The sequence below is a fragment of the Pseudomonas ficuserectae genome (assembly GCF_024584585.1).
GTDB classification, from domain to species: domain Bacteria; phylum Pseudomonadota; class Gammaproteobacteria; order Pseudomonadales; family Pseudomonadaceae; genus Aquipseudomonas; species Aquipseudomonas amygdali.
The window spans coordinates 5,445,402-5,466,856 of sequence record NZ_CP085684.1; the positions used below are offsets into that span (position 1 = coordinate 5,445,402).

Annotated in this window: 12 protein-coding genes and 2 pseudogenes; 6 read left to right on the forward strand and 8 right to left on the reverse strand. The window is 57.9% G+C overall.

What is annotated here, in order from left to right:
• Positions 1 to 212 precede the first annotated feature (212 nt).
• Both xopAD and LJU29_RS24455 read right to left on the reverse strand, forming a co-directional pair.
• Positions 213 to 7,826, reverse strand: a complete 7,614-nt coding sequence (xopAD, locus tag LJU29_RS24450) for a XopAD/skwp family type III secretion system effector (protein WP_257111293.1) — start codon at positions 7,824 to 7,826, stop codon at positions 213 to 215.
• 562 nt (positions 7,827 to 8,388) lie between these two features.
• Entirely contained in the window at positions 8,389 to 9,369 is a 981-nt protein-coding gene (locus LJU29_RS24455; RefSeq protein ID WP_257112865.1) for an IS5-like element ISPsy2 family transposase, read from the reverse strand.
• A 347-nt stretch (positions 9,370 to 9,716) separates the two neighbouring features.
• On the opposite strand from LJU29_RS24455, the gene LJU29_RS24460 reads away from it, so the two are divergent.
• A complete protein-coding gene (locus LJU29_RS24460; RefSeq protein ID WP_257111294.1) occupies positions 9,717 to 10,742 on the forward strand; it encodes a beta family protein in 1,026 nt (341 codons plus the stop codon).
• On the opposite strand, the gene LJU29_RS24465 is transcribed toward LJU29_RS24460, so the two are convergent.
• Positions 10,726 to 11,292, reverse strand: a complete 567-nt coding sequence (locus tag LJU29_RS24465; protein WP_122679700.1) for a sce7726 family protein — start codon at positions 11,290 to 11,292, stop codon at positions 10,726 to 10,728. The two genes, LJU29_RS24460 and LJU29_RS24465, sit on opposite strands and share 17 nt — an antisense overlap.
• 121 nt (positions 11,293 to 11,413) lie before the next feature.
• Between LJU29_RS24465 and LJU29_RS24470 the strand changes: the two genes are divergently transcribed.
• From LJU29_RS24470 to LJU29_RS24480, 3 genes are read left to right on the forward strand one after another with little or no spacing between them, the layout of a single operon-like run.
• Entirely contained in the window at positions 11,414 to 11,755 is a 342-nt protein-coding gene (locus tag LJU29_RS24470) for a hypothetical protein (protein WP_257111295.1), read from the forward strand.
• A 24-nt stretch (positions 11,756 to 11,779) separates the two neighbouring features.
• Positions 11,780 to 12,817 carry an ImmA/IrrE family metallo-endopeptidase gene (locus LJU29_RS24475; protein ID WP_257111296.1) on the forward strand — a complete coding sequence of 346 codons (1,038 nt, stop codon included), beginning with the start codon at positions 11,780 to 11,782 and terminating at the stop codon, positions 12,815 to 12,817.
• Positions 12,818 to 12,824: 7 nt separating this feature from the next.
• Positions 12,825 to 13,460, forward strand: a complete 636-nt coding sequence (locus LJU29_RS24480; RefSeq protein WP_257111297.1) for a hypothetical protein — start codon at positions 12,825 to 12,827, stop codon at positions 13,458 to 13,460.
• 967 nt (positions 13,461 to 14,427) lie between these two features.
• Here LJU29_RS24480 and LJU29_RS24485 read toward each other — a convergent pair.
• Positions 14,428 to 15,590, reverse strand: a protein-coding gene (locus LJU29_RS24485) for an IS3 family transposase (RefSeq protein ID WP_122320854.1) whose coding sequence is annotated in 2 segments (ribosomal slippage) — positions 14,428 to 15,335 and positions 15,335 to 15,590 — 1,164 coding nt in all. Because the reading frame shifts where the segments join, the coding sequence is not laid out codon by codon here.
• Positions 15,591 to 15,653: 63 nt separating this feature from the next.
• Between LJU29_RS24485 and LJU29_RS24490 the strand changes: the two genes are divergently transcribed.
• A complete protein-coding gene (locus LJU29_RS24490; protein ID WP_257111298.1) occupies positions 15,654 to 16,814 on the forward strand; it encodes an HNH endonuclease family protein in 1,161 nt (386 codons plus the stop codon).
• Between the two features lie 688 nt (positions 16,815 to 17,502).
• On the opposite strand, the gene msrA is transcribed toward LJU29_RS24490, so the two are convergent.
• On the reverse strand, positions 17,503 to 18,009 hold the full coding sequence (gene msrA, locus LJU29_RS24495; protein WP_257111299.1) for a peptide-methionine (S)-S-oxide reductase MsrA: 507 nt from the start codon (positions 18,007 to 18,009) through the stop codon (positions 17,503 to 17,505).
• A 420-nt stretch (positions 18,010 to 18,429) separates the two neighbouring features.
• On the opposite strand from msrA, the gene LJU29_RS24500 reads away from it, so the two are divergent.
• Positions 18,430 to 19,245 carry a formate/nitrite transporter family protein gene (locus LJU29_RS24500; protein WP_257111300.1) on the forward strand — a complete coding sequence of 272 codons (816 nt, stop codon included), beginning with the start codon at positions 18,430 to 18,432 and terminating at the stop codon, positions 19,243 to 19,245.
• Between the two features lie 168 nt (positions 19,246 to 19,413).
• Here the strand turns inward: LJU29_RS24500 and LJU29_RS24505 are convergent, their stop codons facing one another.
• From LJU29_RS24505 to LJU29_RS24515, 3 genes and pseudogenes are all read right to left on the reverse strand, one after another.
• Complete coding sequence (locus LJU29_RS24505; protein WP_257111301.1) at positions 19,414 to 19,989, reverse strand: LysE family translocator; 576 nt, start codon at positions 19,987 to 19,989, stop codon at positions 19,414 to 19,416.
• Positions 19,990 to 20,038: 49 nt separating this feature from the next.
• Positions 20,039 to 20,816 (reverse strand): annotated as a pseudogene (locus LJU29_RS24510) (AraC family transcriptional regulator).
• A 177-nt stretch (positions 20,817 to 20,993) separates the two neighbouring features.
• Positions 20,994 to 21,449: pseudogene (locus LJU29_RS24515) on the reverse strand (HipA domain-containing protein); the annotation flags it as partial.
• Positions 21,450 to 21,455 lie beyond the last annotated feature (6 nt).

The window sequence follows — 21,455 nt, forward strand, 5'->3', positions numbered from 1 at the left end:
GGAGTCAAACAGAAACTATTGGGCTTGTGCTCAATGGGGAAGCCCTTGTAGTACGATTTTTTCCGAATTCTGCGGGCTCCCCATCAAGGTCCGCGACGAGCTGGCGCAACCTTAGTCGGTCAAGGCCAATGGCGCTGACCTACTCATCGTCACGAAGCACCCAGCCCGCTTTTGAAAAAGCCCACCGGCTCAGGAAGAGGCTATCAAGGGGGTCATCGAGTTGGCACCCTCTGCTGTGACAGCGTCACTTGCGGTGTGCTGCTCACGCCTGCACGGAATTTTGCGGCGTCTTTGCGATTGTTTGGTTGGGATTTGAAAGCCGGAACCGTGATTGCCAAGGCCGGGACGTTCTCCTCCTCCCAGTCGTCGATATCGTCGCACTCTGGCGGCGAAGGCACGAGTCTGAAGGCGTCTTGCGCGGGCGCCTGCACTTCTCGCTGGTCAGTCAGTGGGGCACCCTGAAGCTGCAGCGCATAGCCGTGCTTGTAAAGATCATGGAATTGCTCCTTGAGCCTGAAGGTGTCAGGCGTGTGGAACTGGATCTCCCAGAGCGCGCCTTCGGGACTGCGCATAGTGACATTGACCGCTTTAAAGGCTGGCTTGTGCTTGGCAAACAGGTTGTTCAGCTTGACGCGCACATGGCCCTGATCGTCCAGCGAGGCCAGCACACCGCGCAAGCCAGCGGTGAAATCCTGCGGATCCAGTACTACGCTGTAGCGCAACGCATCGTTCACGCCGGCCACGGCTTCTTCCAGGGTCTTGTTTTTCACAGCCATCTGCTGCTTTAGCTTTTCCTTCAACGAGCCGACCGACTTCAGTTGATGGTCCATGCCCGCCAGTTGCCCAGCATGGGACTCGGCGACGCGCCTCAGCATGTGAGTGACCCTAGGTTCCATCTCGCGAGCACGCTTCAGTAAGCTCTGCGCCTCAAGCGCAATGTCCTCTGGCTGCACGGCGCGCAAGCGCTCGGCGGGCGGTGGCGGTGGGTCGATCAGGTCTGCTTGCTGCAGCGAGTGTAGCGCGTCTTGCATGACGCCCGCAGCCATCGTCGGCATGTTCTGCAGGTCCATCTGGGTCTGCTCGGCGTCGAAGCGACCATCGTGCATGGCCCGGGCAGTCACCTTGCCATACGGTACGCTGCGAACCCGATCAGCGAACCCTCGCTCGGATCGTTCGCACGACTCAACGATCTTGGCGAACAGCGCAGTGCCGGTGTCAGACTTCAGCGCATCGGTGCCCACCTTGATCGCGATGGTGAAGAGGTTGCGCATGCTCAGTTCCGGCTCTCCAGGGATGAGCCCCGGTTGCCCTGCCGGGAATTGCGCGTGCGAGAGCCTGCACACCGGGTAGTTGTCGATGATGGCGTGAATCCGTGCCTCAGTATCAGGCGCAGCAAGGTACGCCTGGGCGAGGCGTGGGAAGGCCTCGCCCAGCGCATCCGGCAATGGCGGCATTTCGGCACGCGATGATGCCCCCGGCTCCAGTCGAAGCAGTTGTGCATGCAGGAGCTCGGCGGCTTCACGTGCCTCGGGCAGGTGGGCGCGCCCGATGGCGTTGTATGCCTGGTTGCGCAGTTCCGTCAACACCTGAGGATCTCTGGCTTTGCTGTCGAGTGCTACACGTAGACCGTTACGCAGGTCGCGCTCAATGCCGTCATAAGTGCCGAACATCATATTGCGCGCCATTGCCTCACGCAGGTGGTCAGGCTGCGCCATGAAGCGCGCTGCCAAGGTGCTGGCCGCCCCCATGATCTGGCCGCCACGTTGCAGAGACATGATCTCGGACAGCCGCCCCGCCTGGTAATGGCCGTTGTCAGGATCAATGGCCGGCGTGGCCGTTTTCGGCGGCTTGAAGGAACGTGGCTGGCCGCGGCGTACCTCGCGATCGGCCATCTCGCGCGAAATCAGCGCGGCCAGCTTGGGGTAGCCCGCGTACACGAACGCGTCGTCGCCGTCGGTGTCCATGTTGCGCTTGCGCAGTTCCGGGATAGGCAGTGCGCCCATGCGTCCGGGCTCCACGATGTCCTTGAGCCGCAGGCTGCCGGTGGTGAGCATGTCCTGCGGCACGGCACTGCGGTCGCGACCGGTCGTCCAGCGCGATAAGGTCTTGAGGTCCTCCTTCGAGCAGGCCAGATCCATGTCCGCAAAATTGGCTGGCCAGTTCTTTGATGGCACCACGATGAGCATGCCCTTGCTGTGCAGCATCTCGGCGTCGCTGCCCGATCCGTCGTCGAAGCCAGTGTAGCTGTACTGGATACCAAAGGACTGCGAGAGGAATTCGGCGGTGGCGTCGCTCTGCGCCACTGTCGCGACGCGTTCTTCCGGCACGGGCAGCAGGTTCTCCTTGTCATAGGGCGGCTTGCCGATCAGCAAGGCGCCGCCTGCGGCGTCGAAGGTCTGGCTGCGCTCGCTCGGTAGGTGCACCTTGTCGTCGGCAGCAGGCACCGCCCTGACTCTTTGGCCCTGGTAGCCGCCGCTGGTGGCCAGTTCGTATAACGTGAGTTGACTCAACTCCGACGGCAGCGCCTGCAACCGGCGCTGCATCGCCTCGTGCGCCTCCTGCAGTGCCGCCTCGTCACGTGGGAAGTGCTGCAGCGCCTGCGGTGCCAGCCGCGTGGGTCCCTTATCCTTGGCAATAAGGTCACGCTGCTTCTGGCTGGCCTCACCGGCCTGCACTGCTTGCCAGGCAGAGAAGTACTCACGGAAGGCCGGTATGCGTAGTGCCACCTCCAGCTTCAGGAAGCCGCAACCATCGTTGGGGCACAGCGCCAATGCATGCCCGTCCGGTGCTGTTGGCTTGAACGGGTGCGCAGGGCCGCTGACGTCTTCAAAAAATCCCAGACGCAGTGTGCCCTCAATGACGTGATCGGTCGGCACCATCTCTAGTAGCGAGCGCTGCATCCGCGACCAGTCTTCGCGCTGCGGGGCAAGCTTGGCGATGAGCTGCATCAGGCTACTGCCCGGCGCGGTGTCTGTATAGCGCATTGCCGGCAGCAGCGACGGTGCTCCGGATGTGCCGGACAGCAACTGGGCGGGGCGACTCATGTGGCCTCGCGTGGCGCGGCTGCCGCCGAACATGTCAAAACGCCAGGGTTCGTCCTGGTAGGTGAGCGTACGCGCGAGCATGAACGTCGAAATTGCCCCAGGCAGTTGGACCTCCACCAGCGGCAAGCCCGTCAGCCGTGTAAATAGCGAGTACGGCTTGTTCGTCTCGGTCGCATTGGTCGACACTTCCTTGCCGCGCAGATCGACCACGATGTGGGTCGTGCTGCCGTTGCCGGGTGCCGGAGCAACGGGCTCGCCGGGTGCCGACCGCATGCTCAGGCGCCCGGCGTCAAGGTCGAACTGGCTCGGTGGATGGGCCTGCGTAATCTTCGCTGCTTCCTTCGCCATGCGCAGGTCCAGGGCGTCAAATACGATGTCACCGGCCTCGATCTGCGCGATCAAGTTCCAGCTCATCTCGCCGAGGTCCTCCTCGATGGCCTCGCGTGTCCGCTCCAGCGTCCTGTCAACCCATTTCCCCAACTCTTCGCGACGTTGGCGAATTTCCTGGCGCGAGCCTTCGATGTGGCGCGGCTTGCATTGCCGGCTCACCATGCTGTAAGCCTTGAGTACCTGGAAGAAGGTCAGCGCCGGGCATCGAGTGGCGTATTGTTCGAGGTCGGTCGAAGACGGCGGGACACCGCCGGTAAGGTACAAGTCGATCTTGCGCTCGATGATGGGCTGCAACGTATTGAACACGCGCAATGCGTGCCCCCGATGGCGAGAGGTCAACTCTGGGCTGCGGATCAACGGCAAGAATCCCATGCACAGGCTGCCGAGCCCCTCAAGGTTGGTTTCCCGTAATCCGTTTTCCTGCGCGAGCACCGCAACCCGCTCCAGGGCCGACCGAGCCAGCGGACGCATCTGGCGATGGAGTTGCGCCGATGAAAGGGCCTTGAAGAGCATACCAATGTCTTGCGCGGAGGCAGACTCAAAACGCTCACGGTGCAGCTCCAGGTGCCCGGCCATTGCCAGCAGTTTGGCGCGTCCCAAAATTTGGAACTGTTCCTCATCCAGGTGCAGCAGACGGGACATCGCGTTGGCCACCATGGCGAGCCCACGCATCTCGAACTGCTGCCACGGCAACTCTGCCGAGCCGACGCGTTCGGCGAGCAGCAACACTGCCGAATGACATGCCGGCCTTCCGAGGCATCTGCTCAGCGCATTGAGCGACACAGCCACGTGGTGCTCATCCATGGCTTGTCGCAGATCGTTGTCCTCCGCCAGCCTGCCGGCCAAGACATCGGTAGCACTCTCGCAATTCGCACGTTCGGGCCATTTGCTCAAGGCGTTGAGTGCTTGAGTCACGCCGATATGACTGAGGGCGTTGCGTAACTCGCGATCATTGGCCAGTCGCGAGGCCAAGGCGTCAGCGGAGGCCTGGCTAACGTCCACGTCGGGCCATTTGCTCAGGGCGTTGAGCGTGTTGGCCACGCCTTGCGGGTTGAGGGCGTTGAGCAAGTGGCGATCATTGGCCAGTCGCGAGGCCAGTGCCTTGACGGCGGCAGTGCAGTCCGGCGTGTCGGGCCATTTACTCAGGGCATTGAGCACGTTAGCCACGCCTTGCGGGTCGAGGGCGCTGAGCAAGTGGCGATCATTGGCCAGTCGCGAGGCCAGTGCCTTGACGGCGGCAGTGCAGTCCGGCGTGTCGGGCCATTTACTCAGGGCATTGAGCACGTTAGCCACGCCTTGCGGGTCGAGGGCGCTGAGCAAGTGGCGATCATTGGCCAGTCGCGAGGCCAGTGCCTTGACGGCGGCAGTGCAGTCCGGCGTGTCGGGCCATTTGCTCAGGGCATTGAGCACGTTAGCCACGCCTTGCGGGGTGAGGGCGTTGCGTAACTCGCGATTGTTGGCCAGTCGCGAGGCCAGCGCGTTGGCGGCGGCAGTGCAGTCCGGCGTGTCGGGCCATTTACTCAGGGCGTTGAGCGCGTTGGCCATCTGTTGCGGGTTGAGGGCGTTGAGCAAGTGGCGATCATTGGCCAGTCGCGAGGCCAGTGCCTTGACGGCGGCAGTGCAGTCCGGCGTGTCGGGCCATTTACTCAGGGCATTGAGCACGTTAGCCACGCCTTGCGGGTCGAGGGCGCTGAGCAAGTGGCGATCATTGGCCAGTCGCGAGGCCAGTGCGTTGGCCGCGTTCGCGCAATCCGGTGTGTCGGGCCATTTGCTCAGGGCGTTGAGCGCGTTGGCCAGTTCTTGCGGGGTGAGGGCGTTGCGTAACTCGCGATTGTTGGCCAGTCGCGAGGCCAATGCGCTGGCGACTGCCGCGCAGTCCGGCGTGTCGGGCCATTTGCTCAGGGCGTTGAGCGCGTTGGCCAGTTCTTGCGGGGTGAGGGCTTTGCGCAAACCGCGCTCGTCGGCCAGCCGTGAGGCCAGCGCGTTGGCGGCGTACTTGCTGTCTGGCGTGTTGGGCCATTTGCTCAGGGCGTTGAGCGCGTTGGCCACACCTTGCGGGTTGAGGGCGTTGCACAACCCAGGGGCGTCGATCAGCCGCGATGCCAGCGCGTTGGCAGCGTCCGCGCAGTGCGGTGTGTCGGGCCATTTGCTCAGGGCGTTGAGCGCGTTGGCCAGTTCTTGCGGGGTGAGGGCGTTGCGTAACTCGCGATTGTTGGCCAGTCGCGAGGCCAATGCGCTGGCGACTGCCGCGCAGTCCGGCGTGTCGGGCCATTTGCTCAGGGCGTTGAGCGCGTTGGCCAGTTCTTGCGGGGTGAGGGCTTTGCGCAAACCGCGCTCGTCGGCCAGCCGTGAGGCCAGCGCGTTGGCAGCGTCCGCGCAGTGCGGTGTGTCGGGCCATTTGCTCAGGGCGTTGAGCGCGTTGGCCACGCCTTGCGGGGTGAGGGCGTTGCGTAACTCGCGATTGTTGGCCAGTCGCGAGGCCAGTGCCTTGACGGCGGCAGTGCAGTGGGGCGTGTCGGGCCATTTGCTCAGGGCGTTGAGCGCGTTGGCCACGCCTTGCGGGTCGAGGGCGTTACGCAAGCTGCGCTCATTGGCCAGCCGCGAGGCCAGTGCGTTGGCAGCGTCCGCGCAGTCCGGCGTGTCAGGCCATTTGCTCAGGGCGTTGAGCGCGTTGGTCAGTTCTTGCGGGTCAAGGGCGTTGCGCAAACCGCGCTCGTCGGCCAGCCACGAGGCCAGCGCGTTGGCAGCGTCCGCGCAGTCCGGCGTGTCGGGCCATTTGCTCAGGGCATTGAGCACGTTAGCCACGCCTTGCGGGGTGAGGGCGTTGCGTAACTCGCGATTGTTGGCCAGTCGCGAGGCCAGCGCGTTGGCAGCGTCCGCGCAGTCTGGCGTGTCGGGCCATTTGCTCAGGGCATTGAGCGCGTTGGCCACGCCTTGCGGGTCGAGGGCGCTGCGCAAACCACGCTCGTCGGCCAGTCGCGAGGCCAGTGCCTTGACGGCGGCAGTGCAGTCCGGCGTGTCAGGCCATTTGCTCAGGGCATTCAATGTGTTTCCGAATTCTTGCGGTTTGAGGACGTAGCGCAAGTTGCGATCATTGGCCAGCCTCAAGGCCAGTGCGTTGGCGGCGTCCGCGCAGTGCGGTGTGTCGGGCCATTTGCTCAGGGCGTTGAGCGCGTTCGCGACGCTCTGCCCATCCATCGCATGACGCAAGCGTCTGTTGCTTGCAAGCATATCAGCAAGCAAGTACGCCATGGATTGGCAGTCCGGATTGTCGGGCCACTTGCTGAAGGCATTGAGTGCCAGGCCGATGTGCTGCGCGTCCAGAGACGATCGGGCAGAGTGGTTACGTTGCAAGTGACGCGCCAGACGAGCCACCGCGCGTTCACACCTGCCGCTGTTGAAGTTCTTGGCGAAGGCGTTCAAGAATAGGACTGAGTGGCGGCCATCCAGTCCCGATAAATCATCTGCCTGATTGAGCTGTCCGGCGATCCACGCGATTGCATCCATGCACGCTTGCTGGTTCGGATGCTTGCTCAGCTTGTTGCCCACATGGGCCAGCTGCGTCAGCGATGCACCGTCAAACCACTTGGTCTTGCAGAGATACTGCGCCGCAACCTCCGTGCAACGATCGAGCTCGCTATGCGTTACGCCTGCCCCTGTGGCGCGCCTTGCACTGGCAATCATCAGAAGGTATTGGTCGAGCCACTGCGCATTGGTTTGCGCGTTGACGCTCTCATCCAGGAAAGGCAGCGCCAGCCCGCAGCCGATGTGACGCGCCAGCGCGTTTTCCTTTGCCACCGACACGCACAAGCGAGCGTTGTGGTTCTGAGGTACTCGGCTGGGGGCACTCAGCCATTTCCGATACCGCTCTCGCTGTTCCTGCAGCTGCTCTTTTGCAGCTGGATCGAGCTGATGTTCGGCCTGGTGAAGATCCGCCGCCGTCCACTCCAAGTCATGCATTGGCCGCTTTGGCTGCCGATACGGCTCTCGCTCTTCCCGAGGTCGTTTTCCTGCCGCCCGGTCGAACGTGTGTTCGGCCAAGCGCGCCTCCCAGCCATGCGTTGTTCTTTGTGGCCTACGATGCGATGACGATGCACTGACGTCAGCGGGCGCTCTGTCATGGGGCCGCTCGGACTTGGTACGATGTCGGTCGGTGATATCGTTGCGCAAGTGCGCGTGAATGGTAGGCTGTTGCCGAGCGTCCCTGTCCCGTGCGCGGCCACCGGCTCCAGGTTCATCCTGCTCCACCCGTCGCCGTTTGGCCGGCTGCCGCTCATTGCAACTGTTGCCGGTACTGGCTTCCGGCTGATCCCCGGTCCGCTTGAGCTGGTCCTCTTCACTGAAAGACCGGTTTGTGCTCAATGCGTTTAGATTGACGTTGGGGATTCTCATGTCTGCAATTAGTCCATCCGAATGTAGTCGTTGTCACGGTTGAGTTGCACTGGGCCGTGTTTCTTGGCGGTCAAGGCGTTGTTTGCTGACGCAATACGACCTTTAGCTCTTGCACCTGATCTTCGTACCGACGCTGATATTTGAGCGAGGATCCGCTCCTCCAACAGGGCCGCCTCAGTGGCGCGTCCAGCCAAGGTGCCGTTTGGCCGCTCACGCCTCGCGTTCGAACTGCAGTGATGTCTCTGCGCGGCTGTGTAATGAGCGAGCCAGCCTCTTGCCGGGCCTGCTGAGCGGTTGGCTATTTTTGCAGCGTTCCTTAAAGAGGTTTTTGACCACTGACGCTGAAGTTATGTAGCCACCAAATTTTCATTAAAAGTGTCGCGTTGTGTGGCCTTTTGGACGGATTTGGTTCCTTGGGAAGGTCTGAAGTAGCCGGATGTTTTCCGGCTACCGAGTCCTCAGCACTTTTCAAAAAACGATGCATGTCGAAATTTGCTCAATTATCTTCGCTTTTTAGCTCTTTCGGCCGCTGCAAAGCCTTTTGCGGTAACCATTTCCTGCATTACACGCACACCTCTCCTGCGCTCGCCAACAAATGTCGGCGGGCCATCCACAGGTTTGACAGGGCGAACAACGTCACCATCTGCGCGGTGTTCTTGGCCAAGCCCCGAAAGCGCACTTTTTCATAGCCAAACTGGCGTTTGATGACCCGAAACGGATGCTCGACCTTGGCGCGAACCTGGGCCTTGGCCTTCTCGATTTTGCGGATCGCCTTGTACAAAATACTGCGTTTTCCATGCTTTTTGTAAGTGCTGCGGCGGGCGGCAATCTGCCAAATGACCTTGCGCCCAGCGTGTTCTTCGCGCTTCTCGACCCCGGTGTAACCTGCGTCGGCGCAGACTACGTTTTCCTCGCCGTGCAGCAGTTTGGCAACCTGCGTGACGTCTGCCACATTGGCCGCTGTTACTACCACGCTGTGCACCAGGCCTGACTCGTCGTCGGCGCCGATGTGAGCCTTGGCGCCGAAATAGTACTGGTTACCTTTCTTGGTTTGATGCATCTCAGGATCGCGTTTGCCATCCTTGTTCTTGGTCGAACTGGGCGCGTGAATCAGCGTGGCATCGACGATGGTGCCTTGACGCAACGACAAGCCACGGTCGCCCAGATAACCATTAATTACGCCGAGAATCCCGGTCGCCAACTCGTGCTTTTCCAGCAGACGACGGAAGTTGAGAATGGTGGTTTCGTCTGGAATTCGCTCCAGGCTCAGGCCTGAAAACTGACGCAGGATGGTCGTCTCATACAGCGCTTCTTCCATCGCCGGATCGCTGTAGCCGAACCAGTTCTGCATCAGATGAACACGCAGCATCGCCATCAGTGGGTAGGCGGGCCGGCCACCTTCTCCTTTTGGATAATAGGGCTCAATCAGGGCAATCAAACCTTTCCAGGGCACCACCTGATCCATCTCGATCAGGAACAATTCCTTACGGGTCTGCTTGCGCTTGCCGGCATACTCGGCGTCGGCGAAGGTCATCTGTTTCATCATCGAAAAGCTCGGCGACTGGTGTCCGGAGATTTTGCCAAATTAGGAAGTCTTTTTCAGAGTTTCCTTAGCCGGGCAATTCGCGCCAGCATTGAACGCTGGGACCTCAGGCAGAAACCTGAGGATGGGCTGGAATATAACCACAAGAGGGGCCGGGAGTGAATGCAACTCCGGCGGAGCATGAATGCTGAGTTAGGGGCCTGCCAGCGCATCATTACTCACCGCATACGCCAACACCATCAGGCGCCGTAATATGTGGTGCTCACGGCAATGGGACGCAGGTCGGATTGCGCGCACTCATGGCAAAGTGCTATAGATGTTCATATCAAGAACACCAAGGAGGGTCCATGGCCAAATTTCCGAAGCATCCGCAGTATATCCCAGTCATCAAATGGCAATCTTGGGAGCAGCGCGCCCTCGAAAAGGTAGATGCCGAACTCAAACCTCGTATGCGTCCCTGTATTGAGGTACGTACTTCCAAACAGCACCTGAATCTTCTAAGCAAACTTCAGACTGTCTGGCCACACGACGTACTTGTGGACTACTCAAACCCCAGTGGACTTTTGAGCCATGTCCGACAGAGCGAGCTCCTAGACTTCATGCAACATGCGGTTCAGCAGAAAATCCCCGCTTCCCCGGTAATCGGGCCAGCCTACGTTGCAAATATGGGAGCGAAATTCCTGAAACTGGCCGGATCGTTGCCAGGTGTGTGTATTCGCCTGCGCTTAGGGGCCCTAGCAGTCCCTAACGATAAGCTGCAACTTGCTAAAGGGGCCTACGCGTACCTTAAAGCCGCAGGCATCAACACAACTTTGATTGTCGATCTGGGCGTAAGCCCAAAGGAGTGGTCGCCCGCGCAGGTCACTAGCTTTGGCCACGACCTGAATTCTTTAGCCGCTATCGGCTACCAATCGATGCATCTTGTCTCTGGCGCCTACCCCGCGAGCTTAGCCTCGGTCAAAACAGGTAGCGCGACATTCCAACGGTCCGATTGGCGATTCTGGTACGACGTGAATGCTAATGTGCCGAATCTGGGGTTAGGGTTCGGTGATTACGGAACTCTATCCCCGGAGTGGACTGAGGAGATTCTGGAGCGGCGCAGCAATCGCATTGCTATTCGATACACCAGAGGTGTTGACTGGCTCATCCTGCGGGCTGATGGGAAAACCACCAACGACTCTGTCGCAATCTCCGAGATCTTGGTAAACACTTATCCCAAGGACTTCAAAGGCGCTCCATATTCATTCGGCGATCAGATCCTTTCTGAGCGAGCAGACCCTACCGTGCCGGTGAAAAAGAAGCGCTGCGGCCATTACCACATCACTGAAGGCTGGAGTCACCACATCGCGTACGTACTTAAAGAGCAGTACTGAGACAGCCCATAGCACGCTCGATTAGGCATTTGCGAACCCTCTCCTTGAGATCTTTCAAGGGGAGTAGTTCAGCGACCTTGGCTTGTATGACGTACAGGCTCTTGCTTTTGAAGCCACGCGTGATGCCCAGCTCTTCTAGAATCTGCAGACCTTCTTCGCGCTTAATTAAAGTTACCAGCACATCAGGCTTGTGGCGAGTGTTTGCCTTAGCCTTCCGAACCTGCTTGAAGCCCTTTCCTGACTCGTTAGGCACCACCATTACCCCCCACCAAGGAGGGAGCATAGGCATTGCCTTTTTGAGGTGGCATTCAGCGGTAACGAGAGTGACCTGATCGAAAGCCCGAGCATACCGAGATCCCTGACCAATAAGTCGGTTCAGTGAATCACTGGCGCTTTTTATCTCATAGCAGTGCATGTCCATGACCTGCACGAGATCCGCCCGAATCTCACCACCGTTGATTTCAACCTCCTCCAAGAAATGGAAGACGTCGTTAGGCATCGCAGCTGCCAGATGGTATGTGAGAGCGAGTTTTATTTCGGCTTCGCGCATGGTCGTTCCTCAAGGGGGCGTCAATCATGCCGGAAAGAGACGTCAGCTGCGTCCCTTTTCCGACACAACGAAGGAATTTTAGCTGATGCCGAAGTATATGCATATATGCTATAAATAATGCATGAATCAACAAAAACCGCTGCATCAACTTGTCTCGGAGCTGTTGCAGTTTTTCACTGCGAACGGCATTGGAACGAGCTCATCTATAGCAAAGGCTACAGGCATAAACCAATCGCAGGTCTATCGAAATTTATTCGCCACGCCGAAAAAAGTGACAAAAACACATTTGCGCTTATGCAAATTTGCGAATATCGATGCACGCGAAGAAACGCTTGACCCTCGCTCAAGCGAAATCTTGATGGAAGCGCTAGCCTCCATCTGGGATGGCTCTGATGATCACGCGCGCAGACTTGCTGACTTACTCTTTGCACATAGCCGCGCCAGCGTGGGAACATGTACCTAGGAACAGCGTTATAGGAGGTTGCATATGCATGACGCAAAGACTCCGATAACCGTTAAAACTGCGTTCGAAAGCCTCAAGGCTGCTGGCTACCCGCGTGCGTATGTCACGAAGCTCCTGCCTGATTGGTGGGACAACAGCCTTCTGAAAACCAGTGCAGGGGCCTTCCAGTTCGCCCTGATCCTGAAGCAGCGGTTAGGCCTGGACGTAAGTTTTGGGCAAGACGGTGATCTGGCGATAGAGCCACGGGCAGCTCGTGCCAATTTCAAGCATCGGGCAGGAACTGATGCCGATGAATTAAATGTCGCGGCGAGCCTCGGCATCGCATTGGCGCGCGTAGCGGTTTTTGCCACTCGCGAAGCTTACCGTGCGTTGCCCGCAGATCCACTGGCAATTTATGAATTGGTACGCAAAAGCACTGGCAAAGCATGCGTTGATTTCGAAGGTTTGTTGGACTTGTGCTGGATGCATGGCATTCCAGTCCTGTTCTTGAAGGACATGCCTAAAAACACCAAGCGAATGACCGGCATGGCTGTCATGGTGGATGGCCGCCCCTCGATATTACTTGGCTTCAACTATGCAGTGCACTCAAAGCAGTTGTTTGTCCTGGCTCATGAGCTAGCGCATATCTTGTGCGAGCACGTCCAGACAAATGGTGCGCTGGTCGATGAGGATATAGCGGACGTCAGCGAGGGACTTGAGGGGCGGGCTCAGGTTCGGCGCGATGTGCAAGAACGGGAGGCAGATGCTTTTGCTCTCAGTCTAATCAGGCACGGCCAAATAGATATTATCCGGCAGATCCCCCGCCAAGCATCTGCTGCGACACTCGCCGCCGCAGCAATGAAGCTTGGCCTAACTCACGGTATAGATCTCGGGCATCTGATCATGTCCTATGCAAAGGAGCATGATGACTGGATCAGGGCGAACCAGGCGATGGGTTTCGTGCCGCAAGACATTGGAGCAGTTGAGTTACTGCGAGACAGGTTCATAAAAAATGCTGACCTGTCAGCGATAACCGAGGAAGGTGCCGACCACCTTTTCACCATGCAGGGATTTGCGAGGTAACCCGTTCTTGTATCTGCTAGATAGTGATGCCGCCAAAAAGATCTGCCAATACCACCTTCTCCACGAACTGGCTGGAGCGCTAAACTGCGCCTTAGGCGATTTCGCGGTGCTACCGCAGCTCAAATTCCAGCTGAAGCTAACCAAAGATGACAAGGCTCTCGCGAAGCTTGGCACCCAGGAAGCAGTGAATCTCGCGCGACAACTGGTGGCAGCGGCATCCGAGGTTCAGGTCGTGGCCGAATCAGCAAATCCACTATTGCTACTCAATCGGCCCGATATTGATAGCGGAGAGGCAACATTGTTCGCTGCGTTATACGGCAACGAGGCAGAACTGCTGAGCGGAGACAAACGGGCCTATGTGGCTCTTTCCAAGGTTGATGACGTGCCGACAGTGGATGCTCTTTGGGCCCATTTAATCTGCCTGGAAGAGGCAATGTGGCTTGTTTTGAAGCATATAGATTTTCAGCATGTCTCGGACAAGGTCCGGGCCCGACCGGATGTCGACATGGCTATCAGCATCTCGTTTGGCCGGACAGCGGCGAACCCATTGGAGACTGTGAATGAGGCGCTTTGGGGCTACCTGAGAACTCTGCGGGCAGATACCAGCGGAAAGTATCTGCTGCCGAGCTGTGCCACCGCATGAAGCGCCGCAACTATCGTGATGGTGGAAGGAAACGGTACAGTAGCAGTACAATGCCGATGTTTAATAGACTTCGCAAAATTACGCTAAACCCATGATATTGAAACACTTAAGGCTTCCTGCACCTACGGAAAATTATGCTCGATTTTGCTGGGCTTATAGTGTCGCCCAGCAACTCATAATCCTTTGGTCCACGGTTCTTATGTGGTACGCACCTAGGTGTGGTATTTGAACCGCAAATTTGGTAGTTTTACGCAGTAAATTTGGGCCTCTAGCTCATGTTGGTTAGAGCAGCGGACTTAGCAGATCAGTACCTAACCCCTCTGGGCATGGTGCTGAGCGAATGGGTTGCCTTGGGGTAAGTTGACTCTGTCCCTTGGTAGAATCGCTCAAATTCGGGGAAGCCTCTGTTTCGACGTGGTAATCCCGAGCCAAGCCTCGCGAGAGGAAGGTGTAGAGACTGTACGGGCGAGCCGTAAAGGCAAGAGACAGTCCAGACCACAAACTCGAAAGGGGCAGTGAAAACTGTAGCTGGTACGCATAATCCGTTGGTGCCCGGTTCGACTCCGGGGGGGCCCACCATTTCTAAAGCCAGACCAATAGGTCTGGCTTTTTCGTTGCTGCATTGAGCAGGCATAAGCCGTGGCGAGCTTTCCCCGAGCCTATTACTCCCCCCCCCGCTCCGATGCGAACTGCCTGATTGATGGTCTTCCCCATGAAGGCGACTTAGCGGTCAGAAACCTAAAAGACGTCTCGTACGAAATTTTTCGTTGACACTTCAACTGCTACACCCAATGCTAAAAATGGTGTGGTATTTGGAAGTGATGCGAATGAAGAACTTCATGCTGGTTGAGGCCCCTCGTACGAGCAAAGGTAGGTACCTCCTGCTTCATCTCGATCCCGGCATACCTGGGCAGGAGTTCGAGCCCTTCTCGCATTACGCAACCTGGCTGGCTGATAGGTGTAGTGGTCAACTGATCCCGGACACGACGTTAAGGTTTTTCTCGTACTGAGCGGGCGCCATTCCATCATTGAACTGGTGTGGCCGAATCCAGTTGTAACGATGCATCAGGTAATGACTGATATCCCGCTGAGCCTCTTGGACCGTCATGTAGCCCACGGTCGGTATCCACTCAGTTTTCAAGCTGCGGAACACACGCTCCATCGGCGAGTTGTCGTAGCAATTACCCCGGCGGCTCATGCTCTGGCGTATGCGGTATCGCCAAAGCCGCTGGCGAAACTGTCGGCTCCCGTATTGGACGCCCTGGTCGGAATGAAACAGCAGGCCCTGAGGCTTGCCGCGTTGCTCATAAGCCATGTCCAGCGCCTTGATCACCAAGTCCGTATCCGGTTTGTTCGAAAACGCCCAGCCCACCACCCGACGCGCGTAAAGATCCATAACCACCGCCAGGTAATGCCATTTTCCTTGCGCCCAGATGTAGGTGATGTCGCCACACCAGACCTGATTGGGCGCGGGTACATCGAACTCCCGATTCAAAATGTTCGGAATGTCAGGCCGCTCCACTGTTGCTTTTTTATAAGCATGCGAGCCTGGTTGCTTGCTGATTAATCCCAGCTCCCGCATCAAGCTACGCACCTTGAACCGACCGATTTGCTCGCCATCCGCCTGCATCATCGACACGATACTGCGGCTGCCGGCAGCGCCTCGACTTTGCCCGAACAGCTCATTGACTCGGCTAAGTAAACGAACCCGCTCGGCGTCTGGAGACCGACGCCGCAGGCAATGGTTGTAGTAGCACGAGCGAGGTACCTCGAACACTTCGCACAGCAATTCGATTGGCTCATGGACACTGAGCTGATCAATCAGCGCATGCGCTCGTGCTCTTCCGACATCAAGAGCGCGGTGGCCTTTTTTAAAATGGATTTCTCCCGCTCAAGACGGGCGATCCGGGCTTCGAGCTCCTGGATTTTTTGCTGCTCGGGCGTGAGGGCTTTGCTCTGTGGAGTGACACCGTTGCGCTCTTGTTGAAGCTGGTTGACCCAGCGACGCAGCGCAGATTCGACCACCCCAAGCGAGCGGGAGGCTTCGATATGGCTATAGCCTTGATCGAGCACGAGGCCTGCGGCCTCGCGTTTGAATTCAACGGAAAAGGTACGGCGTTGTTTGGTCATCAGACACCTCTATCTGGCGATATTCTCGCCTAAATGAGTGTCCGGAACCATTAGACCACTACAGTGAGCAAATGGTTGGCTCGTGGAGATACGATCTTTGAGCTGTTGGTGACCATCAGGAATAAGCTAACGATCATCTACCATGAGATTTCTGACGAGGCTACGGTATATCGAGTCTTCGAGGTTCTTAACAGCCGTGGGCTGGATGTGAAATGGATCGACAAGCTCAAAAGCCAGCTGATGGCACTCATTTTCGAGCACGTTGAGGGTGGGACTCGCGACGAGGCAGTGTCTGAAATGCAAGACGTCTGGAGGGGCATTTATCGCTCGCTGGAAAACAGCACACGAATCGGAGACGAAGCTCTCCGCTTTGCAGGTGCATGGGCGTGTGACGCACGACCGAATCGGATTCCCAGTGAAGCAGACTCGACCGCATTACTAACCTTGAAGGCGGGCACGCAGCTAAAAACGATTGCAGAGGTTGGTCATGAACTCGAGGCGGTCGTGCAAGCGAACCTGCGCCTGTTCCGAGATCCGCGCCTCCGGGCTGTGACGCGAATTGTTCACGCTCGATTTGTTGCCGCAGCGATCCTCCTGCGGAAATTCGACAAGAAGACGGAGCAAGAACTACTCGGCAAATGGGAGCGCGCTACTTTCAGAATCTACGAGCTGGCAAGCCGGGATAGCCGACACAAGGTTGGGGAGTACATCCGTCTTGGCTATGAAATCTACCGGAACAACCTGAGCAAGGATCAAATCCTCAGTGGGTTGGAAAAAATCTCCAAGGGTTATTCGATTGACCAAGTTTTGGACAATATTGAGTGGCTGAGCAGCTACGATGGCTGGCAAAATCAGCTGCGCTATGTTTTGAACCGTTATGACGAACACTTGGCCCAGCTCGCAGGGCAGAAGCTAAATGAGAGCCAATGGGGAAAGATCTGGGAGCAGGATGCCGCGAGCTCAATAGAACATATCGCACCGCAGAGCAGTGGCGTTGAGTGGATGCACCATCTGGGGAATCTGACGATGCTCCCGCCTGGAACAAACTCTTCACTAAAAGCTAGGCCTCCGGTTGAAAAGATAGACGTCTATCGAAGCTGCGGACTGATTGCCACGATTCATGTCGGCCAACAGATTCATGAAGCTGGTTCTTGGACAGAAGACATGGCTTTAGCTCGAACAAAAAGCATCGAGGATTTTATAAGGCATGAATGGGCGGACTGAGCGACAAGTGGGTGGTGACTGTAGTTGATGGCGGCGCCAAAAAACGGCCGATCACTATTTTGCTCAAGGCGTGCATCCTGGAAACTCCGAGCCACACCGGCTTAGCGCCTCAGCGTAGCTGGAGGATGGCTATAGCTACCGCCTTCCCTCAGTGCAGTTATGGCGGACATACTCAGCCTGTATGCCAGGCGGAGCTCGAGTCTTCGATTTGAAAGAGACGCAGGCCCATTGGCACCTTTGGAAACCCCTAACCCGCCCGGAGACTTTCGGATCATGTCGTTCATCGCCGGATTGCGCCCCGCCAACGCAAGCGTGCGCCCAGGGTTTGCGCAATCAGTTTCTCCAAGAACGAATGCTGCGTGGTGATATACCCAGTTCTAGCATCGGTAAGGTGGACGTACGGCAACAGTTATTCCAAATACAACACCGGTGTTGTATTAAAGAAATTGTGGAGAACGGGGCGACATGTGGTCACAGCACCCGTGCTTACTGGAATCTGCTCATATAGAACCGGACGGACAGTAGCCGAGCGACAAGTTTGAGTACCACATAATGGTTCGAGTCCGTGTGGGCCCACCAACTCCAAAGCCGCGCATTGCGCGGCTTTTGTGTTTCTGGGTGGTTCTCTCAGATACTGGTCAGCTTTTGCGCTCTCCCCTATCCCAGCCTTTCCCGGTGAGATTCAGGTTCAACCCCGCTTGGGCAACTTCCAGTTCGGCCGGATGAAGTGGCAGGTATACCCGTTCGGTATCCGCTCCAGATAATCCTGATGCTCCGGCTCCGCTTCCCAGAACTCGCTGGCAGGCTCGATTTGCGTGACCACACGCCCCGGCCACAGCTTGGAGGCGTCCACGTCAGCTGCAGTATCTTTGGCAATATCCCTTTGCTGTTCGCTCAGGTAGTAAATCGCCGAACGATAGCTTGGCCCAAGATCATTGCCCTGCCGGTTAGGCGTGCTCGGGTCATGGATCTGGAAAAAGAACTCAAGAATCTGCCGGTAGCTGATCACCGCCGGGTCAAACACGATCTCAATCGCTTCGGCATGGTTGCCGTGGTTGCGGTAGGTGGCGTTCGGTACTTCGCCACCGGTGTAGCCGACTCGCGTACGCAGCACGCCGGGGTAGCGTCGCAACAAATCTTGCATGCCCCAGAAGCAGCCGCCGGCAAGGATGGCGGTTTCGGTTTGGTTGGTCATGGTCTGTCCTTGCGGTTTATGAAGACAGGGATAGTTATGGGGCGATGCCGGGCAATACCAAGCCGGATGAAGTAAAAAACCGGATCGTGTTGCGAAACGAGTACACGTCCTACAGAAGCCTAGGAGCCTTGCTCCGTTGCCTACAGTTGCATCAGAATCCGCTGGCTTGAGTGCTTGAGTCAGCGTTTCCAAGATGGCTCGTTCGCTGACAACTCAGTGATCGGGTTTAGTTTACCCACTACAAACCTGCCAACCAAACAACTGTAAGTCCAGTCATCGACCCTCTCAATCACCCGATCAAAACATCCGATTAGCCATCCTTCGAAACATTCCGTAACGTTGTTTCCCCGTGCGACAGATGCGCGCACCGCTTGAGCTTCTACTCTCTACGCTCAGCCCACGACCACGCACGAGCCCACCATGTCTCTGAACACCCCGCAGCAAATCGCTGAAATTGCCGTCGAAAGTGGCGTCAAGAAAGCCCACCTGGGCCTGTCGTCGTTGATGATCCTGGGCTTTCTGGCAGGGGCTTTCATTGCCCTCGGGTTTCTTCTCGATATTCATGTCAGCACCATGATCCCTCACGAGTGGGCGTCGCTGGGCAATCTGCTTGGCGCTGTGGTGTTTCCGGTCGGGCTGATTCTGGCGGTGCTGGCCGGTGGCGAGTTGCTGACTGGCAACATGATGAGCCTGCCCATGGCGCTATTCGCCGGGCGTATCGGTCTGGGTCAGTTGGTGCGCAACTGGGTACTGGTGACGCTGGCCAACCTTATCGGCGCGCTGTTCGTCGCCTATTGTTTCGGCCATGTGGTGGGGCTGACTGAAGGCCCATTCATGGCCAAGACTGTGGCCATCGCCAATGCCAAGGTGGGGGCCAGCTTCGAACAGGCATTCATCTCGGGTATTGGCTGCAATTGGCTGGTGTGCCTGGCGGTGTGGCTCAGCTACGCAAGCAAGGACGTGATCGGTAAAGTGGTCGGCATGTGGTTTCCGGTGATGGCATTCGTCGCGATCGGCTTTCAGCACATCGTCGCCAATATGTTCGTCATTCCTGCAGCGATCTTTGCCGGCGCCTTGAGCTGGGCGCAGTTCGGCGACAACTTCGTTCCGGTATTTTTGGGTAACGCGGTGGGCGGTGCGGTGTTCGTCGGCCTGGCCTATCACCTGGCCTTCTTCAATGCGGCAGCCCGACCTGCTGAGCTGTCCAGGACCAGCGGCGCGCAAGCACCGGAATAATCTGACGCCATACAGGCTCTGCGGTGAAAAGAGATGACGGCCGCAGAGCAAACCAGCAAGTTGAAGAGCAAAACTCACCTCACAAGCAAATAGTCGAGTTGGCTCGACAAGAGCCTTTGAATGAAGCCGACTCCTCGCGTACCCACCGCCAATCCAGGCCGCACGCGCTCAGACACTGTCCATAAAACCGATCCACGCCGCCAGCAGCAATAAAACCGCCAGCACTCGATTCATCCACTGCACTCGCCAAGGCGATGTGAGCCATCGGGACGAGCCTGCGCCCATCAGAGCCCAGCTGCCGAGGCAGGGCAAGGAAATCGGAAAAAACACCAGCGCCAGGTAAGACACCGGGCTGCGCTGGCTGAATACACTGACTACCGCCAGCGCCATGACCCAGGTCTTGGGATTTACTAATTGCAGTGCTGCGCCACCGATAAAGCCCATCGGCAGACTGTTTTGCCGCTCGATTGAGTCGGTCGGGCCGGCACCTATTTTCCAGGCCAGCCAGGTTAGCCACAGCACGCCGACCCATGCCATGACGCGCTGAGCATTGGGGATCGCGAGCAATGAGTGGCCGACACCCATGCCGACGAGCAACACCAACAGTGCAGCGCCGGTGCAGGCTCCCAGAATCAACGGTACGACGGCGCGCCAGCCGAAGCGGGCACTGTTGCTTAATACCAGGATGTTGGTGGGGCCGGGGGTAATCGAGGCGACGAAGGCGAACAGAATGAAAGGCAGCATGATCGGCAATCCAGGGCTGAAAAAGCCCATGCTGCGACATACCACAGGATCAGTCTGGAAGGTTTGAGCAGCGCAAGCGATAGGCCGCCGGGCTAAGTCCGTAGGCGCGCATGAACCAGCGGCCCAGATGGCTTTGGTCAGCAAAGCCCAGATCGCTGGCCACCTGAGCGGGCCAGATTCCGGCTGCCAGCATTCGACGGGCCTTGGCCAGGCGCAGCTGTACCAGATATGCATGAGGCGGCAGGCCGAAGGCGGCCTTGAACGCCCGCGTCAGGCGAAAGCGGTCAACGCCACAAACAGCTGCCAACTCGTTCATGCCCACGTCCTGATGCAGATGCGCGTGCAGATAATCCCTCGCCCGCAAGGCCACCTGCGGCAAGCGCGGATCGGGATCGGTCATGCGTCGCCATTGCACCCGATCAATGAGCTGCGCCAGTAATTCATCCAACGCGCTTTGACGAACGATGCGTAGTTCTTTTTGATGCAGCGCCGTGAAAGCGAACGTGACCGCGTGAGCCAGCCGTGATTCGGTTTGCAGGGTGTTGGCGAAAGAAGGCAGATGCTGGTCGGGAGCCTGTTCGAACAACCCACTGAGCTCCCGGCTCAGCCAATGCGGGTCCAGGTACAGCATCTGATAGGTGAACCCTTCGGCGCACGGGGCATTGCCATCATGAATTTCCCCCGGTTCCAGTGTGAACACCTGCCCGGGCGTGCTGGCATGGCGCTGACGACTGCTGCACACCTTGCCGGGTAACGCCCACCAGATAGCTGTCATGCCAATGGGGATCATAGGCATGCCCCTGAAAGTGCGCGTGCAGCGTCTCGATGCCTGTATCGAGGTCGCGAGCGAGGTCTATCCAGTGTGTGGAAGGCATAAAACACCTGAATCGATGAAAGCGATTGGTTATCGCTGACGTCAGAAGGTGAGTCTAGAACATTCGTGCATTCATCTGTCTGTTGGAATTGCAGTTGCCAAAGGTCGCGACACGAAGCCCAACGGCTTGCTACCCAAAGGTTTTCATAAACGGCTCAGCGCATCGTCTGACCGCAGCGATGACCTCCGGCGCCTGCTCGTTCAGCTCAACCGAACGCGCCAGTACTTGCTCCAGTGCCTGAAGTTGCCCGGAAATCACCTCCTCTGGACGTGTCACATCACAGATCTGGGCGAAATCCAGTAGGCCCTGCCGCGAGGCGAATAGCGACTTGTTGCCGAGCAGATCCAGTGCCAACACGTCCTCGGGGATGTAAGCCGTGGTGTTGACGATGTCGTAAGCTGGAGCGAGCCGTGCATCTCGTTGGGTGGGGTTGGAATACAGCAGACCGAAGTTTTTCAGGTGGGCGTCGCCGTTGCCGACAATACAGCTCAGGGTCACGATGGCGAATAGCTGGGCCAATGAATCCTGTACCTGGTCGGGGGCACAGAACAGGCGGATTGCTTTGGCGATAGCGGAGTAGCTCTTGCAGCG

Excerpts from the sequence above, each read along its gene's own strand:
- xopAD (WP_257111293.1), bottom strand. The coding sequence starts at position 7,826 with ATGAGAATCCCCAACGTCAATCTAAACGCATTGAGCACAAACCGGTCT.
- LJU29_RS24455 (WP_257112865.1), bottom strand. The coding sequence starts at position 9,369 with ATGAAACAGATGACCTTCGCCGACGCCGAGTATGCCGGCAAGCGCAAG.
- LJU29_RS24460 (WP_257111294.1), top strand. The coding sequence starts at position 9,717 with ATGGCCAAATTTCCGAAGCATCCGCAGTATATCCCAGTCATCAAATGG.
- LJU29_RS24465 (WP_122679700.1), bottom strand. The coding sequence starts at position 11,292 with ATGCGCGAAGCCGAAATAAAACTCGCTCTCACATACCATCTGGCAGCT.
- LJU29_RS24470 (WP_257111295.1), top strand. The coding sequence starts at position 11,414 with ATGAATCAACAAAAACCGCTGCATCAACTTGTCTCGGAGCTGTTGCAG.
- LJU29_RS24475 (WP_257111296.1), top strand. The coding sequence starts at position 11,780 with ATGCATGACGCAAAGACTCCGATAACCGTTAAAACTGCGTTCGAAAGC.
- msrA (WP_257111299.1), bottom strand. The coding sequence starts at position 18,009 with ATGACCAACCAAACCGAAACCGCCATCCTTGCCGGCGGCTGCTTCTGG.
- LJU29_RS24500 (WP_257111300.1), top strand. The coding sequence starts at position 18,430 with ATGTCTCTGAACACCCCGCAGCAAATCGCTGAAATTGCCGTCGAAAGT.
- LJU29_RS24505 (WP_257111301.1), bottom strand. The coding sequence starts at position 19,989 with ATGCTGCCTTTCATTCTGTTCGCCTTCGTCGCCTCGATTACCCCCGGC.